Source organism: Psychroserpens sp. NJDZ02, from assembly GCF_004843725.1.
Classification (GTDB): domain Bacteria; phylum Bacteroidota; class Bacteroidia; order Flavobacteriales; family Flavobacteriaceae; genus Olleya.
Map to the genome: position 1 here is coordinate 2,259,970 of NZ_CP039451.1, position 18,068 is coordinate 2,278,037.

Genomic DNA, 18,068 nt, shown 5'->3' on the forward strand with positions numbered 1-18,068 from the left:
TATTCGGGGTTTTAAATCGAAAATAAGGAAAATTCCTTGTTTTTTGAATAAAATAGTTCAATTTAACGCATGCTTGCCGATTAAGCGCGTATAAACTCGTTTAAAAACACTAAAATAATTAGTAAAAGATAGTTGTTAATCGCAAATAAGTAGTATCTTTGCCATCGGAATCGCGAGAGTAGCTCAGTTGGTAGAGCGTCAGCCTTCCAAGCTGAATGTCGCCAGTTCGAACCTGGTCTCTCGCTCTAAAAGCTTCATCATAACGATGAAGCTTTTTTTGTGGAATAATATGAAATAGTATTTCTGTTTGTTTTCAAGTAGTTAGCCCTATGGAGACTTGTAGAGTGACAATTTTGTAGATGTATTACAGTCATTTTATACTTTTAGTTTTCTATTTTAACTCATTTAAAAATGTTCCTGTTTCTATTTCATAAGGTTCTGTGTCATATTCAAAAACTCGAGCATGCAATGCGCCTTTAAGTTGTATCGATTGTCCTTTAACCTCTAACCAGCTACCTTCGCGTAATCCAACAACAGGTTGTGTGTTAAATTGATGAAACTCTTTAATTCTAGTTTCTCTAGTTTCTCCCATATGCGTGCTATTATTATCTGGATCTAAATAATGAGGATTGATATTAAAAGGGACAAATCCTAATGTTTTGAAACTTGGAGGGTATACAATTGGCATATCATTAGTGGTACGGATATTTAATCCACAGATGTTGCTCCCTGCGCTAGTTCCCAAGTATGGCGTTCCGCTATTAATGGCTGCTTTTAATGGTTCTAATAATTGGTGTTTGTACAATGCACTAACTAAAACAAAGGTGTTTCCACCTCCAGTAAAAACACCTTCAGTATTTGCTATAGCTTCAGCGGGGTTTTTAAACGTGTGTAAACCGATAACGTTTATATTGATTTTAGCAAAAGCTTCTGCTGCTTTTTGTGTGTAATCGTCGTGAGAAATACCACTAGGTCGTGCGTACGGAATAAAAATAATGTCTTTTATGTCTTTAAAATGAATTTTTAAAGCATCTAGTAAATAGTCCAAGTATGCTCCAGAATGTAGGGTGGAAGTACTTGCGATTAATAATTGTTTCATAAGTATAGTTTTTGTAAATTTAGTTATTAGAAGCTTTTAACAAAAGATTATAGCGGCTTTACATTAAAATTAAGACTAAAAGTTTTTAATTTACCTAAAATCAACCAACATGAAATTATATTTACTTGCCTTTTTATTATTGACTTTTAGTTTTGCATCTGCACAAGATTCTACTCGCGTTGAGGTAAAGGGGAAAATTATTATCGACTCTCCAGATCTTGAAGGGATAACTATTTTTAACTCGTCTTCCAATAAGGGAGCCATAACTGATAAAAAAGGTATGTTTACAATTGACGCAATGTTAAATGACAAAATTAGTGTGTCAGCACTTCAGTTTAAGGATTTTAATGTTGTTGTGGCTAAAGAGGTTATAGATTCTAAGCAAATGAATGTGTACTTAATCGAGCAAGTTAATAAGCTAGATGAGGTTGTTATTTTACCTTACAATTTAACAGGTTTTTTAAAAGACGATGTTACAAATGTAGAAACTTATAATCCTGATATGGATGCTATTTACTTTGGAGTTAATGATATTAGTTTCTACGAGTTTGCTGATGACGAATATAGTAAGGTTGAAAACTTGGCAGCCATGAGTCAAAACGAAAAAATAAGATACCAGGCAGATGGTATGGCTATTTTAGGAGGTTTAGTTGGGTTGTTATTCAAGAAAAAAGACAATAATAAATACGATACTACTGTGTCTACAGAACAGGAATTTGCGACATTAGGAGATATTTATAATCATGATTATTACACCGTAAACTTTAAAGTGCCCGAGGATCAAGTAGAGGCATTTATCGCTTATGTTGAAGTTAACGATTTTGATGTTACTCTACTAAAAAAAGGTAAAGAAATGCAGTTAATAGAACATCTTAATGCACAAAGCCAAGAGTTTTTAAAAGCAACCGTTGAAAAAGAATAAGTTATTTTTAACCGTAATTATTCTATGTGGTTTTTATTATACTCAAGCTCAAAAAAATGAATTATCAGGGACTATATCAGGGGATGAAGATGTTGAAGGGATACATGTTTTAAATAAGACGTCATTCACTAGTGCAACATCAAATAGTGATGGTGTATTCTCTATTTCAGCCAAATTAAACGATACGGTTATTTTTTCTGCCGTTCAATATAAGACTTTATTTAAGGTTATAAATGAAGACGATATAGCTTCAAAAACATTACGAGTTGCGCTTGAGACTTTTGTTAATGAGTTGGACGAAGTGTTTTTAGTTAAGCCCTTATCTGGGAATTTATTAGATGATGTTTCTAATTCCAAAGCAAGACCCTTAATTAATTTTTATGATGTTGGTATTCCTGGTTATAAAGGCAAGCAAAAAACACAATCTGAGCGGCGTTTGTTTGAGGCAACTAATGGAGGTAGGTTTATATCTTTAATTCCAATTATCAATGCGATAACAGGACGCACTAAAAGGATAAAAGCCCAAATAAAATTAGAAAACGATGATGCTTTGTTGTCAAGGTTAAAAAACGATTTGTCAGAAGATTTTTTTGAAAACAATACTTTAGATGAACAACATCATGTGGATTTTTTTTACTTTGTACAAGAAGATCCGTTATTTAGGCAAAAGTGTGGCGCTAGCAATTTAGAGGCGCTTATGTTTTTTAAATTAAAACTCGAACAATACAATCAAAATTTATCAGAAAAAGAATAAAATAGTATTTGGAATACTTTTTGCCATTATTCAATTAGATTTGTAATCATAATCACTCTTCATGAAGCCATTTAAATATATTATATTAGTTAGTTTGTTTGCGTTATTTTCTTTTTCTGCTGTCCATAAATATTATGTCAGTATCACGCAAATAGAATATGTGAAAGACAAACAATCGGTGCAAATAATATCAAGAATTTTTGTTGATGACATAGAGAAATTAGTGCGTCAACGTTATGATAAAAATGTGACTTTAAATGATGGTCAAGACGAAGTAATAATTGATGGCTATATAAAGAAGTACCTTTCAGAAAAAATATATATCAGTATTAACGGAGCGCCTTCAATTTTAAAATTTATTGGTAAAGAGTATGATGATGACATTATGCGTTGTTTTCTAGAAATAGAAAATGTGTCTTCTATCAAAAGCTTTGAAATTCAAAACAAAGTTTTATTTGATATTTTTGATGATCAAAAAAACATTGTCAGAAATAATATAAATGGCAAAAACAAGACTTTTGTTTTAATACCACAGAAAGATAAAGGTTTGTTAAACTTTTAATAAACTATTTATACAACGTTAATTTTTGTTAAATTGACGACCTTAAAGTAACAACCACTCACAAATGAAAAAATTAAAGTATCTATTTCTTTCGGCACTTTTCGTGTCTGTAAGTGCCTTTGCACAAGACCAAAAGGAAGACCAGAAAGAGCGTCAGCCGGGTCACACAAACAACAACAAGTTTAAGCAGTTGTATGAAGAGTTTTCAACACCTAATATGTACAGAGCAGCTTCAGGTGCTCCAGGTGCGGCTTACTATCAACAGCAAGCAGATTATAAAATGGACTTAGAACTTGATGATGTTAATGCAAAATTATCAGGTTATGAAACCATTACGTACACTAACAATTCTCCGGATAACTTAAATTATTTATGGGTTCAGTTAGATCAAAACATGCGTGCTAAAGATTCTAAAACTCCGTTAATTAGTGATGACGCTGCGCAACCAGCAACTACACCAGCAGGTTTTACAAATAGTTATTTGACAGAAGCTTTTGATGGAGGATTTAATATTCAGGAAGTAAAAGATACTAAAGGTCGTGCATTACCACATATGATTAATCGTACTATGATGCGTGTTGAAATGCCAACCGCTTTAAAGTCTGGAGAGTCATTTTCTTTTTCTATTAAATGGTGGTACAATATTAATGACCACGTAAATGGTAGAGGGCGTTCTGGATACGAGTATTTTCCAGAAGATGATAATAGAGCCTATGTTATAGCGCAATTTTATCCAAGAATGGCTGTATATAATGATGTGGAAGGATGGCAAAATTCTCAGTTTTGGGGACGTGATGAGTTTGCATTACCTTTCGGAAATTTTGAAGTAAATATTACTGTGCCTGAAGATCATATTTTAGATGGTACAGGAAAATTAACCAATAGAAAAGACGTCTTTTCAAAAGACATGATGAAACGTTACGAACAAGCGAAGAAATCTTATGATGAGCCTGTTGTTATCGTAACACAAGACGAAGCTATTGCTAAGTTAAGTACAAAAGCAACAAAGACTAAAACATGGAAGTTATATGCAGAAAATGTACGTGACTTTGGTTTTGCTACGTCAAGACGATATATCTGGGACATGATGAGTGTTAAGATTGGTGGTAAAGATGTAATGGCTGTATCGTTATATGGTAAAGAAGGAAACCCATTATGGGAACAATGGTCAACTAAAGCAGTAGCAAGTACTTTAAAGTCTTACTCTCGTATGACTTTTGATTATCCTTATCATAAGGCAATATCTGTTCATGCTAAAGAGCAAGGGATGGAGTATCCAATGATTTGCTGGAATTATGGTCGTCCTGATAAAGATGGAAACTATAGTGATAGAACTAAATTTGGTATGATGTCTGTAATTATTCACGAAGTAGGACATAACTTTTTTCCTATGATTGTAAATAGTGACGAGCGTCAATGGACATGGATGGATGAAGGTTTAAATACATTTGTACAATATGTAGCAGAACAAGATTTTGGAAAATGGTATCCAGCAGCATTATCTGAAGGGCAAACAGCATATCCATCACGTCGTGGACCAGCAGCTAATATTGTAAGATATATGGGCGGTGATCAAGATTATATCGCTCCTATTATGACTAAAGGATTAAATACATACCAATTTGGTAATAATGCTTATAGCAAGCCAGGAACAGCACTTAATATTTTACGTGAGACAGTAATGGGGCATGAATTGTTTGATTATGCTTTTAGAGAGTATGCTAATCGTTGGATGTTTAAGCACCCAACTCCAGAAGACTTTTTTCGTACAATGGAAGATGCTTCAGCAGTTGATTTAGATTGGTATTGGAGAGGTTGGTTTTACACAACAGATTATGTTGATATAGGAGTTAAAGACGTTAAGAAATATTATGTATCTAACGAGCCTAATGCAGAAATAAAAGAGATTGCAGAGCAAAGAGGAATGAAGTTAAGCGATTTGCCACCTTTAGTATTTTTTGTAGAAGAAGGAAGTGAAGATTTTGATACTAATTTAAAAGGAAAAACAGCTTTAGAGAATTCTGCAACATTAAATGAATATGTTATGGATAACTTTACGGCAGAAGAGCGTGCAAAAATTAAAGAGCCTAAATTCTTTTATAAAGTGACTTTTGAAAAGCCAGGTGGATTAGTGATGCCAATTATAGTTGAGTATACATATTCAGATGGTACATCTAAAACAGAAACGTACCCAGCGCAAATTTGGAGGCTTAATGATAAAGAAGTAAGTAAAACTTTAGCAACGGAAAAAGAGATTGTTAATATTACTGTAGATCCTAAATTAGAAACTGCTGATGTTGATGTGTCTAATAACTCTTGGCCAAGAGAAATGAAGGCTAGTGAGTTTGATAACTTTAAAGAGCAAAATAAAAACTAAACGTAGTTTTTTATAATATTTAGAAGCCCTTAAAACGCAAGTTTTAAGGGCTTCTTTATTTTGTGTACTTTAAGCATAATTTAAAACACGTGTATGTGTATAGTAAAGGGAATAGCTGTTTATGTTGAGGCGCTATTACCGTAGTCGTGGATTTAAGGTTTTTACATTCTCATCAAATCAAATGACGTCTTTATGGCGTTGATACACTGGAAATGTGGGATGCAGAAAAGCTAGAAGGGGAAAGGACTAGAGATATTGTAATAAGTATGATTTTGGGTAAAGAAGTCACTATAAGGTCATATAAAAATATGACAAGGTAAATAGGGTAGTTATATGTTTAATGTTCTATTTGAAGATCGATTAAAGTTAAATCAATGGTTGATTGATAATGGTTAGGCGTCACCGTATTTACTTAAAATAAAAAAGGGACTACTTTGTGTAAAGTAATCCCTTTTTTATTTTAAGTTCACATTGAACACGGTCGAAAGATATAAGCGGTAAAATCTATAAGTGAGCGACAGTTTTCAATGATGCGTTTTATTTGGTCATTCCTGGAGGATATTTCTCCATTATTTTAGCAACAAATTCTTTAATACGCTCCTCTTTCTTTTCTACATTTTTAGATAGGTAACCAGTACCTTGGCCTTGCCAAACTAATTCTTTTTTATTAGCATCAATTAAATCGACAAATAAGACACCTTGAGTTGATGTTGATATGTTTGGTTGAGAATTATAACCCCATCCCCAACGTGGTCCTCCCCAACCCCAAGCACCTGCTCCCCAGGAGTTATTGTATACATCTACACGTTGATTAGATTTTGTGAAAATACTAACTAATACATCAGGATTTTCAGACTTAGTAAAGCCTTTAGCTAGTAATTCCGATTCGATAGCACGTAGTATTCTTCGTTTGTCCAAATCGCTAATCTCAGCTTTGTCAATTCCTGATTTAAAAAAAGCGAAGGTTTTGTAGTTGTTAAAATCTACAGCCTTGTCGTAATCCGCAGCTACTTTAACAGAACTACATGATGTTAGTACTAATGCAACTAACAGAACAGGTAACAATTTCATAATTTTTCTCATAGCATTATTGTTTTTAAAGTGAATTCAGTAAATCTTCATCAACTAGATTGGGTAATGTTACTTTTAAATTCGGTTCCGATGCCATAGCTCGTTTTATTGCAAAAATAGCTTCATCATTTCTAGCCCAGCTTCGTCTAGAAATACCATTATTAACATCCCAAAATAACATTTGCTTTAACCTTTTTGATGCTTCCTTACTACCATCAAGAACCATACCAAATCCACCATTAATAACTTCGCCCCAGCCAACGCCACCACCATTATGGATGCTTACCCAAGTAGCTCCTCTAAAACTATCACCAATAACGTTTTGTATTGCCATGTCTGCTGTAAACTTAGAGCCATCATATATATTGGAGGTTTCACGATACGGACTATCCGTTCCAGATACATCATGATGATCACGACCCAGTATTATAGTATCAATCTCACCATTTTTAATGGCTTGGTTAAAAGCTTCTGCAATTTTCATGCGTCCTTCAGCATCCGCATATAATATTCGAGCTTGAGAGCCTACCACTAGTTTGTTGTCTTGTGCGCCTTTAATCCATTGGATATTATCAGCCATCTGCTGTTGGATTTCTTCTGGCGAATGTTGCTTTATTACTTCTAAAACATGACAAGCAATTTGATCAGTTTTTGCTAAATCTTCAGGTTTTCCTGAGGCACAAACCCATCTAAAAGGACCAAAACCATAATCAAAACACATAGGTCCCATAATATCCTGTACATAACTTGGGTATCTAAAATCGATGCCGTTTTCTGCCATTATATCGGCGCCAGCTCTCGAAGCTTCTAGTAAAAAAGCATTACCATAATCAAAAAAGTAAGTTCCTTTTGCCGTATGTTTATTTATGGCGCTAGCATGACGGCGTAAAGTGTCTTGAACTTTGTCTTTAAATAACTCAGGGTTTTCAGCCATCATTACATTGGCTTCTTCAAAAGTTATACCGACTGGATAATAGCCTCCAGCCCAAGGATTATGTAATGAGGTTTGATCACTACCTATGTCTATGTGTATATTAGACTGATCAAACGCTTCCCAAACATCAACTATGTTTCCTAAGTAAGCAATGGAAACAGTTTCTTTTTCGGCTTTAGCCTTAGTAACACGCAGTACTAATTGTTCTAGATCTGTAATTTTTTCATCAATCCAACCTTGATCCAATCGGACTTGTGTAATTTTAGGATTAACTTCTGCGCAAACTGTAATACAACCAGCGATATTTCCGGCTTTAGGTTGTGCGCCAGACATGCCTCCTAAACCAGAGGTTACAAAAAGGTGTCCTTTAGGTTCTTTTTTTATTTTTCTAAAAGCATTTAAAACGGTAATTGTAGTACCATGCACAATTCCTTGTGGGCCAATATACATATAACTACCAGCTGTCATTTGACCATATTGTGTTACGCCTAATGCATTAAATTTTTCCCAATCATCAGGTTTAGAATAGTTAGGGATCATCATTCCGTTTGTAACCACAACTCTTGGTGCGTCTTTATGGGAAGGGAATAATCCCATTGGATGTCCAGAATACATGGTTAACGTTTGCTCATCATTCATTTCTGCCAAATACTTCATGGTTAATAAGTATTGTGCCCAATTAGAAAACACACCGCCATTTCCACCATAGGTAATTAACTCGTGTGGATGTTGTGCAACTGCATGATCTAAATTGTTTTGTATCATTAGCATGATAGCAGCAGCTTGTTTTGATTGTGCAGGATATTCAGAAATTGGCCTAGCATAGATCTTGTAATCAGGTCTAAAACGGTACATATAAATACGTCCGTATGTCTTTAGTTCTGTTTTAAATTCAGGTAGTAATGTACTATGATGTTTTTTATCAAAATAACGTAAAGCATTTTTTAGAGCTAATTTTGTTTCCGCTTCACTTAAAATGGCCTTCCGTTTTGGAGCATGGTTAATGGAAGCGTCAAAAGGTTTTGATTCTGGTAATTGGTTTGGGATACCTTCTAATATTTGATCTTTAAATGTCATATTGTATATTGACTTTAATTTTTTTTAATTGAGTTTGTTTTGGCATTAAATCCATAAGGACAATGTCTACAACCATTTTCGCAACAATACCCTCTTTTTAAATGGTATTGTTCTGTAAAACAACGATAACCTTCGGGTGTTAGGTAGTAATCGCCGTCTTCTATAGGAATTATCTTCTTCATATCACAAAGATAACGTAAATTGGAATATATTTTGAGAGGTATCAATTATGATAATAGTGTCCAAGTATTTAGTGCCCAAAGGTTATACAGGTATGACCGTGTTTCCGTTTATCTTTTTAAAAAGCAAAGGACTAAAACAACATAAAACATTGATTAATCACGAAAAAATTCATCTTAGACAGCAATTGGAAATGTTAATACTTCCATTTTATGTTTGGTATGGAATGGAGTTTTTAATTAACCTTATAAAACATAAAAATGGGTTCTTGGCCTATAAAAATATTAGTTTCGAACGAGAAGCGTATTGTAACGACGCTAATTTAGACTATCTAAAATCAAGACCATTTATGCGATTTTTAAAGTATCTTAGCAAGCATGAAATTTAAGCCTGAACTTAGTGTAAATCAAAACATAGAACTTCCTTTTAATAGTTCGGTTTCATTACACCTTAAACGAGAAGATTTAATCCATCCCATTATTTCTGGAAATAAATATAGAAAGTTAAAGTATAATATCGCTTTCGCGGAACAACATAATCATGATACTTTGTTGACCTTTGGTGGCGCATTTTCTAATCATATTGCGGCCACAGCAGAAGCTGGTCGTGTTTTTGGATTTAAAACAATAGGGGTTATAAGAGGAGAGGAATTAAGAGACAAGATTTTGGACAATCCTACGTTAAAGTTTGCGCAATCTTGTGGGATGACTTTTAAATTTATTAGTAGAGAACTGTTTAGATTAAAAGGAACACAATCAATTCTAGATAAATTGAAAAAGGAATTTGGTGATTTTTATCAAATACCGGAAGGTGGTACTAACGATTTGGCTATAAGAGGATGCGAAGAGATTTTAACTAAAGAGGATGATCATTTTGATTATATCTGTTCTTCTGTAGGGACAGGTGGTACCTTAGCAGGATTAATCAATAGTTCTGGAATTAATCAGCAAGTTTTAGGTTTTTCGGCTTTAAAAGGCGACTTTTTAAAAGAAGATATTAGTAAATTTGCAAAACAGAATAACTGGCAACTATTAACCGATTATCATTTTGGTGGATACGCTAAAATAAATACAGACTTGGTGTCGTTTATTAATACCTTTAAAAAACAACACAACATCGCTTTAGATCCAGTATATACAGGGAAAATGATGTTCGGAATTTTTGAGTTAATACAATCAGGTTTTTTTAAACCGGATTCAAAAATTTTAATGATTCATACTGGAGGTTTACAAGGTATAGTTGGGATGAATAAAAGGCTAAAACAAAAACAGCAACAATTAATTTTATAGTAAATGAAAAAAATAATCACCATTCTTTGTTTAACATTGTTAATTGTTAGTTGTGGGTCCTCAAAAAAGGTAACAACAAAAAAAGGAAAACAAAGAACCGTTAAAGTAGATCGAAAGAAAAAAGTAACAGAGAAGAAAAAGCCAGTTGAAGTTGTAGAAGAAGATGTTAGAAAAGAAACACCGGAAGTTTATGCTAACAAAACGGAAGAATATATAGCAGTGTTTAGTGATATTGCTAAAGATGAAATGATTAAATATAGAGTGCCTGCAAGTATTACTTTAGCTCAAGGTATTTTGGAATCTGGGTCTGGACAAGGGCGTTTATCTGTAGAAGCAAATAATCACTTTGGTATTAAGTGCCATAACTGGGAAGGTGCTAAAATTTATCATGATGATGATGCATCACAAGAATGTTTCCGTAAATATAAAAACGCAAAATACTCGTTTAGAGATCATTCTTTGTTTTTAGCAGAACGTAAACGGTATTCAAAATTATTTGACTTAGAAAAGGACGATTATCAAGGTTGGGCAAAAGGATTAAGAGCTGCTGGTTATGCTACCGATAAAAAATATCCAAATAAATTAATTAGCTTAATAGAGCGTTACCAATTGTATCGTTTTGATGCAGATGTTTTAGGGAAAGAAATAACGACTAACGATAAACATGCGGTTATAAAAGGAGATACTTTATATTCAATTTCAAGAAGATATAATATTTCTGTTACCGAATTAAAAGATTTAAATAGTTTAGAAGACAATGATTTGTTCATAGGACAGATTTTATTTGTAAAACCAATTCCAAAAGATTATTAAGGTTTATGATTTATAAACGAAGTAGTGCTTTGTTTGCAGAAGCAGAGAAAGTAATTCCTGGAGGTGTAAACTCTCCAGTCCGTGCATTTAAAGCAGTAGGTGGCACACCTATTTTTGTAAAAGAAGCTAAAGGGGCTTATCTGTATGACGAAGATGGTAACCAATTAATAGATTATATCGCTTCTTGGGGGCCAATGATTTTAGGTCACGCGCATAAACCAGTGGTTGATGCAGTTATTGATAAAGCTAAAAAAGGAACCTCTTTTGGTATGCCAACCGAAATTGAAACTAAAATTGCGGAGTTAGCAGTATCTATGGTTCCTAATATTGATAAGATTCGTTTTGTTAATTCAGGTACAGAGGCTTGTATGAGTGCTGTCAGATTAGCAAGAGGCTATACTAATAAAGATAAGATTATCAAGTTTGCTGGTTGTTATCATGGGCATTCAGATTCGTTTTTAATACAAGCGGGTAGTGGTGCAGTAACTTTTGGATCACCAAATAGTCCAGGAGTAACACAAGGTACCGCTAAAGATACATTGTTGGCTAAGTATAACGATTTAGCTAATGTTGCAGCTTTAATTGAAGCTAATAAAAACGAAATTGCTTGTATTATTATAGAGCCAGTGGCTGGTAATATGGGATGTATTCCTCCAAAAGCAGGTTTTTTAGAAGGCTTAAGACAATTGTGTGATGCTAATAATATTTTATTGGTATTTGATGAGGTTATGACCGGATTTAGATTGGCTAAAGGTGGTGCTCAAGAATTATTAGATATCAAAGCAGATATTGTATGTTTTGGTAAAGTAATAGGAGGTGGTTTGCCTGTAGGTGCTTTTGCAGCTAAGGCTGAAATCATGGATCATTTAGCGCCTTTAGGGCCAGTATATCAAGCAGGAACATTAAGTGGTAATCCATTAGCTATGGCTGCGGGATTAGCAATGTTAGAAGAACTAAATAAAGGTGATGTGTTTTCAAGTTTAGCGAAGAAAACGGAATACTTACATAAAGGTATTGCTGAGGTTTTAGAACGATTAAATGTCACGCATACTATAAACCGATTGGGGTCTATGATGTCTGTACATTTTAGCGAAGGTCAAGTTGTAGATTTTGAAACGTCTGCTAAAGGAAACAACGAAACATTTAAAACCTTTTTCCATGGGATGCTTAATCAAGGTATCTATTTAGCGCCAAGTGCTTTTGAAAGTTGGTTTTTAAATGATGCACTATCTTATGAAGATTTAGATAAAACGATTGCAGCTTGTGAAGCTGTCTTCAGTTAATAGAAAATATTAAACATAAAAAAGCCGATTATAATTTTATAATCGGCTTTTTTTTAAGTAAAATAGTTTATTGTGTGTTGGCGGATAAGCCAGATAGTTTTAAATATCTAGTGTATTGTTCGTCATTAAGTAACTCATTCATTTGAAGCGATAGGCGTTTCGTGATTTTGGTTTCTAAATCATTATATTCACTAGTGCCAGATTGGAAAGATTTTTTTAGTGTTTCTGACTTCGCATAAAATTCTTGGTAAGCAATAAACATTGATTCTTGAGTGGCTTTATTTGTTTTTAGAGTTTTACCAACTTCAACTGTTTTAATTTGTGCAGCTTTATTAATTTCTGCACTAAATTTTTGTTGTGCGCTAGCGGTGTTAGTTGCTAAGAATAAACCAAATACAAAAAGGCAGACCGTAATTATTTTTTTCATTGTTTAAGAGTTAATTAATTATACTATCAAAGTAACACTTTTAGTTTAATAATCGCAAATAAAAAAGACGCTGAATAGATAATCAGCGTCTTTTTTCCTTAAAATATGAATATTTCTTAATTATTTATCTGTTTCAGTGCTGTTTTTCTCACCTTTTTTATGTTTTCTGTCTCCTTTTTTATTATGCTTACGTCCATGGTTTCTTTTCATTTCTGATTTTTCCCACTTTTCATATTGATCAACATTTAGGATGTTTTTCATCTGCTTTTTAGTTGCTATTTGTGCATCTAATTTCGCGTTCATTCTTTTAAGTTTTTCTTCTTTAGTTGGTTTTGCTTTTTCAGAGTCTTCTTTTTTGTCGGCATGCTTTTTTAAGTGCTCTTTCCTTTGTTTTGCATTTTCTAAATTTAAAGCCATAACTTTTGATTGTTGTGCTTCTGTTAAATCTAAATGCAAAGTCATTTTTTTAGTTTTTAGCTCTGCCATTTCTTGTGGTTCAAGTTTCATGCGTTTTTCTAAACGTTCTTTTTTGTTTTCTTGACGTTTTTTACCGCTATCATCTTGTGCGTTTGCTTGAAATGTAATTAATGCTAATGCTAGTATTGCTAATTTTTTCATCTGTTTATTGTTTTAAATTGTTATGCTTCTAAGACCAGCTATTTTTAAAATGGTTTAACAGAGACTTGTTTTTTTAGCTTTTAATTAACATTGGTTTTAGCCATTTCTACAAGTTTTAAAGTGATGGTATATAGTGGTTTGTTTTCCATTTTACTTTTTAACCAAGCATAAAAACTCATTACAAAAATGTCTTCTTGTTGTGCGTCAATCCAGATAAAAGCATTTTCTATCTTAACTTTAAAAGCAGCAGTGGTTGCTAGTTTTGGATCTTTAAAATATAATTCGACAAAGCTTAAATACGTGATAACACGATTTTGATTGATTTGTTTTAAATAGGTATAGTATTGGCGTTTAAAACTGCGTAATCTAGAGTCTACTAAATCTATGTTCTCTAATTCTATTTGTATTATAATGTCTATTAAGTTCTTTTTAATAACCCATTCTTTCCCTGCTTTAGTTTCGTAATAGGCATCGGTATGATAAAACGTTGCCATAACTTGATTTGCTTTTTTATAGTCGTCATGTTGTACATGTGTCATGATCAAGCATAAGTGGATGTCTAACTGACTTTCTAGATCTTGATGTTTTAGTTTCGTGCTTTTTTCTAGTAAGTTAATTGCTTCTGTTTGTTGGTTGGTGTAATTAAGTGTTAAACCTTTTAATAGGTTGTGTTTTAATATAAAGGTATTGAAGTGTTTTTTTTGATTGCTTTTTAATTGTGTTTCCATTTCATTTAAGTAATGCGAAGCTTCGTCAAATTTTTTGTTCCTAAATAAAGTGTTGGCAATCATATATAGTATTTGAATATGATAGTAGGTTTGTTTTTCTCGATTTTTGTATGATTTTAGTTTAGTGTAGTGTTTTAGTAAAAAGGATTCTATTTTATAATAATCATTGGTTACAAAGGCAGATAAGCTAACAATACTTATAATTTGATAAAGCGCTTTAAATGTAATAGCATGTTCTAGATTTATATTATGTTCTTCTAGAGTATTGTTTAATAATGTTTCTAGATCTAAGACGGCGCCTTTGTAATTTATGTTGTTTAGTGTCTGTCTGATTTTTGCATAGACAATGTTTAGCTGGTCTTCTAGATAAGCATTATGTTGATTACTTTTAAAAGCAGTAATATAATGTTCTAGTTTATCTTGCGGTTGTGAGTGCGAATATTGAATTTTGGTATGATAAATTTCGTTCAAAATAGAAAACAAAGCATGTTCTATTGCTATTGTTTCAGCTTTAGCTAATAATTTATAAGCTGTTTTGTATTGCTTTTTGGTAAGACAGGCTCTAGCGGTGATTAGTAGTTTTATCAATTGCATTTCTACAGTACTCTCGTCTGCTAGATGTTTGTTTGCTATAAAGTCTATCACAGATTGATAGAGACGTTTTCTTAAAGCATGATATGCTCCTTTTTTTTGACTACCATAAAGTGTATTACAAATGGTAAATGTGTCCAAGTCTTTATCTTGAAGCAGCTTGTAGAGTTGTATGTTTTTGGTATCGCTTCTTTTATTCTTTTTTTCTAGAAAGCCAATAAACTGTTGTTGCTCTTCATTAGAAAAAGTAGAAATTAGGCTATTTAAATCTGTCATTTAATCGTCATTAATTGGTTAAAAGTAGCCTTTTAAATATGATTATCTGTTATTTTTATCTAAAATATATCGTCAGTTTTATTTAAAATCTGTTTTTATAAAACGCTCTACCTGTTGCATCTTTGTCGTGTAATCAACAAATCAAAACATTATGAAAACATTTTTTAAAGCATCACTTATCGTTTTATTTTTTAGTGTATTACTAGCCAACAGAATGGCTATTCAAAATCATGTAATAGACAGCTATCAATCTTATGTTGAGGCTTTAAGTAATCATACAGGAACTCTGGTGAAGTATTTCGCTGTTTAACACAACTTCATCTTGCACACCTTATCAGGTTAGAGGCATTATGTCTTAACCTTTATTTTATATAATAATTATCAAAAACAAAAATATTATGGATTATCAAACAACAGTTTCAATTAATGAGGACCAAAAGGCTAAAAAGTCTAAAAAAAAGGTAACAACATATAATACAAAACCCACGCCAGCATTTGTAGGAGCATCTTGGGCGGCGTTATGTCTTGGTATGGTTTCTTATTGCATTGGATTATGGAATGCAAATATGGTTCTAAATGAAAAAGGGTATTATTTTACAATCTTACTTTTTGGATTATTCTCTGTCATTTCTGTGCAGAAATCTGTGAGAGACAAACTTGAAAATATACCAGTAACTGAAATTTATTATGGTATAAGTTGGTTTACTTCTGTTGCTGCAATAGCTTTATTAGTTATTGGGTTATGGAACGCAGATTTAGAACTTAGCGAAAAAGGCTTTTATGGGATGGCATTTACCTTAAGTCTTTTTGCTGCTATTGCAGTACAAAAAAACACAAGGGATATAGCGTTTTTAGAAAACGACAAAACAGACAATATTTAATATTTTGTTTTGATGATTGGTTAATGTGATGGTTAACCTAAAACCTCGTGACAACTGTTACGAGGTTTTAAATTAAAATGAAAACAATTAAAACTTTTAAAAATGAGTACAAAATTGGTTAATACATTACCTGAATTAATACAAAATCAGATAATATCAAAAGATACAGCGTTGCGAATAGAACGCTATTTTCATGCTAAAGAATCCAAAGCACCTAATAAATTATTTATAGTCTTTGGTGTTTTAGGATCTCTATTAATTGGGTCTGGAATAATATTACTATTTGCCCATAATTGGGAATATTTGCCTATGATGATTAAAACGGCATTGGCTTTTGCCCCTTTGGTAATAGGACAATTGTTAGTTGGTTTTTCGATATTTAAAAAGAAGAGTCAGACGTGGAAAGAAGGATCAGGTGTCTTTCTGTTTTTTGGGGTAGGAGCTGCAATTGCTTTAATTGGTCAGATTTATAATGTGCCGGGTAGTTTAGAAGGCTATTTATTAACATGGATTGCGCTTTGCTTACCATTAGTTTATTTGTTGAAATCAAAAGTGTTGGCAATTGTACATCTGGTTTTTGCAACTTATTATGCTTGTTTAGTCGGGTATTTTGATAGCGGACAGATACCTTGGTTGTATTTGGCTATGCTAATTGGTGTACTTCCTTTTTATTATAATGTCATAAAAAACGAATCAGATTCTAACGGGTTTTCTTTGCTTAATTGGTTATTTCCTTTAAGTATGACCATTACATTTGGGGCTTTTTTAGAGGTTTCAAGTAGTGCTTTGTATTTAGTTTTTATATTGTTTTTTGGGTTGCTTTATAATATTGGTCAATTACCTTCTTTAAAAATTCTAAAACTTAGAAAAAACGGTTACTTAGCAATTGGATCTCTTGGTGCGGTTGTCACACTTCTTTTAGCGTCTTTTCATAGATATTGGTCAGGAGACTTTGAGTATGATTATTACAGTGCATCAAGTATTTACGTTCCAATACTTTTGATTACTCTTACAATAGCAACCTTAGTGTATAGTTATGTAAAAGAGAGTTTAAAACCATTTAGCTTGTTTAGATATGTATTTGTGTTATACTTAATTGTTTTTATAGTTAGTAGCTATAATGCAACCGTAGGTCTTGTATTAATCAATTTATTGATACTTGTTTTAGGTATTGCAACAGTAAAAACGGGAGTGGATAAATGTCACTTCGGAATCTTAAACTATGGTTTATTAATTATTACAGGTTTAATAAGTTTTAGGTTTTTTGATACAAATATGAGCTTTGTTATTCGTGGCTTATTATTCATAACTGTAGGAGTAGGCTTTTTTAGTACAAACTACCTTATGCTTAAAAAACAAAAATCAAATCAAAATAAATCTTTAAACAATTAAGATGAAAACAATATATCTATTTATACTTTTTGTGGTTTTGGCTTTAATTCAATTAAGTGTGCCGGCTGCGATGGTTTTTAAAAGCCAATCTGTTTTAAATTCAGGAAGAGCTTATAAATTTAAAACACGTCCTATTGATCCAACAGATCCTTTTAGAGGGAAGTACATTACTTTGTCTTTTGATATGAATAAAGCTGTAACGACAGATACATTATGGGAAAATAGTAGTGATATTTATGTTTATCTAAAAATGGATAGCTTAGGTTATGCTGCAGTAAAATCGGTAAGCCCGTTTAAAACAAATGGGGATGACGATTTTGTAATAGCTAAAACTTACGGATATTACCAAAAGAGTAAGGTTATTCAGTTTAAGCTACCTTTTGATAGATTTTATATGGAAGAAAGTAAAGCCTATCCAGCTGAAATGGCTTATAGAAAAGCGAGTAGACAAGGTTTGGCAAATAATACATATGGATTGGTTTATGTTAAAAATGGACACTCTGTATTGGAGGATGTTTTTATTAACGATGTGCCAATCGGGACTTATGTGGAGATGCAAAAAGCAGCTAATTAAATAGTGTTTATTTAATTTTTAATGTTTTTATCCTTTAAAAAGAACTAGTAGTCGAATTTCAGATAAGATTAAGAGTTTTGAATTGGTAAATAGTTCTTAGTGCACTAATTTTATTATAAGATAATTTTTTACACAGATCTATGACATTTTTAAATTTGATGATATTTTTAATTTTAGCACTCATAATTGTTGTGATTATAAGAAGCCTTGGGGTGCTGTC

General features: G+C 32.5%; 19 protein-coding genes and 1 tRNA gene. 13 read left to right on the forward strand and 7 right to left on the reverse strand.

The genetic code is table 11. The annotated features are described in order from the left end of the window. Positions 1–172 precede the first annotated feature (172 nt). A tRNA-Gly gene (locus tag E9099_RS09755) sits at positions 173–245 on the forward strand. A gap of 146 nt (positions 246–391) precedes the next feature. On the opposite strand, the gene pepE is transcribed toward E9099_RS09755, so the two are convergent. Next, complete coding sequence (gene pepE / locus E9099_RS09760) at positions 392–1,099, reverse strand: dipeptidase PepE (RefSeq protein WP_136583446.1); 708 nt, start codon at positions 1,097–1,099, stop codon at positions 392–394. Between the two features lie 109 nt (positions 1,100–1,208). Between pepE and E9099_RS09765 the strand changes: the two genes are divergently transcribed. From E9099_RS09765 to E9099_RS09780, 4 genes are all read left to right on the forward strand, one after another. Further along, entirely contained in the window at positions 1,209–2,021 is an 813-nt protein-coding gene (locus E9099_RS09765) for a carboxypeptidase-like regulatory domain-containing protein (protein WP_136583447.1), read from the forward strand. Continuing rightward, entirely contained in the window at positions 2,008–2,775 is a 768-nt protein-coding gene (locus E9099_RS09770; RefSeq protein WP_136583448.1) for a carboxypeptidase-like regulatory domain-containing protein, read from the forward strand. Before E9099_RS09765 ends, E9099_RS09770 begins: the two co-directional genes overlap by 14 nt. Positions 2,776–2,836: 61 nt before the next feature. Then, positions 2,837–3,337, forward strand: coding sequence for a DUF6702 family protein (locus E9099_RS09775; protein WP_136583449.1), 501 nt, complete (start codon positions 2,837–2,839; stop codon positions 3,335–3,337). Between the two features lie 64 nt (positions 3,338–3,401). After that, complete coding sequence (locus tag E9099_RS09780) at positions 3,402–5,714, forward strand: M1 family metallopeptidase (RefSeq protein ID WP_136583450.1); 2,313 nt, start codon at positions 3,402–3,404, stop codon at positions 5,712–5,714. Positions 5,715–6,251: 537 nt separating this feature from the next. Here the strand turns inward: E9099_RS09780 and E9099_RS09785 are convergent. The 3 genes from E9099_RS09785 to E9099_RS19195 are packed head-to-tail and all read right to left on the reverse strand — an operon-like array spanning position 6,252 to position 8,978. After that, on the reverse strand, positions 6,252–6,797 hold the full coding sequence (locus E9099_RS09785) for a DUF4136 domain-containing protein (protein WP_136583451.1): 546 nt from the start codon (positions 6,795–6,797) through the stop codon (positions 6,252–6,254). A 13-nt stretch (positions 6,798–6,810) separates the two neighbouring features. Then, positions 6,811–8,796 carry a urocanate hydratase gene (locus E9099_RS09790; protein ID WP_136583452.1) on the reverse strand — a complete coding sequence of 662 codons (1,986 nt, stop codon included), beginning with the start codon at positions 8,794–8,796 and terminating at the stop codon, positions 6,811–6,813. Between the two features lie 14 nt (positions 8,797–8,810). Further along, a complete protein-coding gene (locus E9099_RS19195) occupies positions 8,811–8,978 on the reverse strand; it encodes a DUF5522 domain-containing protein (protein WP_168800735.1) in 168 nt (55 codons plus the stop codon). Positions 8,979–9,025: 47 nt separating this feature from the next. Between E9099_RS19195 and E9099_RS09795 the strand changes: the two genes are divergently transcribed. Genes E9099_RS09795 through hemL form a run of 4 tightly spaced genes read left to right on the forward strand, consistent with a single transcriptional unit; the run spans position 9,026 to position 12,361 of the window. Continuing rightward, positions 9,026–9,364 (forward strand): hypothetical protein, encoded by a 339-nt coding sequence (locus E9099_RS09795; RefSeq protein ID WP_136583453.1) that lies wholly within the window; start codon positions 9,026–9,028, stop codon positions 9,362–9,364. Beyond that, on the forward strand, positions 9,354–10,265 hold the full coding sequence (locus E9099_RS09800) for a 1-aminocyclopropane-1-carboxylate deaminase/D-cysteine desulfhydrase (RefSeq protein WP_136583454.1): 912 nt from the start codon (positions 9,354–9,356) through the stop codon (positions 10,263–10,265). Before E9099_RS09795 ends, E9099_RS09800 begins: the two co-directional genes overlap by 11 nt. Before the next feature lie 3 nt (positions 10,266–10,268). Then, positions 10,269–11,078 (forward strand): glucosaminidase domain-containing protein, encoded by an 810-nt coding sequence (locus E9099_RS09805; RefSeq protein WP_136583455.1) that lies wholly within the window; start codon positions 10,269–10,271, stop codon positions 11,076–11,078. A 5-nt stretch (positions 11,079–11,083) separates the two neighbouring features. After that, positions 11,084–12,361, forward strand: a complete 1,278-nt coding sequence (gene hemL, locus E9099_RS09810) for a glutamate-1-semialdehyde 2,1-aminomutase (RefSeq protein WP_136583456.1) — start codon at positions 11,084–11,086, stop codon at positions 12,359–12,361. A 67-nt stretch (positions 12,362–12,428) separates the two neighbouring features. On the opposite strand, the gene E9099_RS09815 is transcribed toward hemL, so the two are convergent. The 3 genes from E9099_RS09815 to E9099_RS09825 all read right to left on the reverse strand — a co-directional run bounded on the left by E9099_RS09815 (position 12,429) and on the right by E9099_RS09825 (position 15,001). Continuing rightward, the gene (locus E9099_RS09815; RefSeq protein ID WP_136583457.1) at positions 12,429–12,788 is read right to left on the reverse strand and encodes a hypothetical protein; all 360 of its coding nucleotides are present in this window, start codon (positions 12,786–12,788) and stop codon (positions 12,429–12,431) included. A 120-nt stretch (positions 12,789–12,908) separates the two neighbouring features. Beyond that, positions 12,909–13,406 (reverse strand): hypothetical protein, encoded by a 498-nt coding sequence (locus tag E9099_RS09820; protein WP_136583458.1) that lies wholly within the window; start codon positions 13,404–13,406, stop codon positions 12,909–12,911. 80 nt (positions 13,407–13,486) lie between these two features. Then, positions 13,487–15,001 (reverse strand): hypothetical protein, encoded by a 1,515-nt coding sequence (locus E9099_RS09825; RefSeq protein ID WP_136583459.1) that lies wholly within the window; start codon positions 14,999–15,001, stop codon positions 13,487–13,489. Positions 15,002–15,152: 151 nt separating this feature from the next. Here E9099_RS09825 and E9099_RS19200 point away from each other — a divergent pair, with 151 nt between their 5' ends. From E9099_RS19200 to E9099_RS09840, 4 genes are all read left to right on the forward strand, one after another. After that, complete coding sequence (locus E9099_RS19200; protein ID WP_168800736.1) at positions 15,153–15,311, forward strand: hypothetical protein; 159 nt, start codon at positions 15,153–15,155, stop codon at positions 15,309–15,311. Positions 15,312–15,399: 88 nt separating this feature from the next. Then, entirely contained in the window at positions 15,400–15,882 is a 483-nt protein-coding gene (gene yiaA / locus E9099_RS09830) for an inner membrane protein YiaA (RefSeq protein WP_136583460.1), read from the forward strand. A gap of 102 nt (positions 15,883–15,984) precedes the next feature. Next, the gene (locus tag E9099_RS09835) at positions 15,985–17,274 is read left to right on the forward strand and encodes a DUF2157 domain-containing protein (protein ID WP_136583461.1); all 1,290 of its coding nucleotides are present in this window, start codon (positions 15,985–15,987) and stop codon (positions 17,272–17,274) included. 1 nt (position 17,275) lies between these two features. Then, positions 17,276–17,848 carry a GDYXXLXY domain-containing protein gene (locus E9099_RS09840; RefSeq protein WP_136583462.1) on the forward strand — a complete coding sequence of 191 codons (573 nt, stop codon included), beginning with the start codon at positions 17,276–17,278 and terminating at the stop codon, positions 17,846–17,848. Positions 17,849–18,068: the final 220 nt, after the last annotated feature.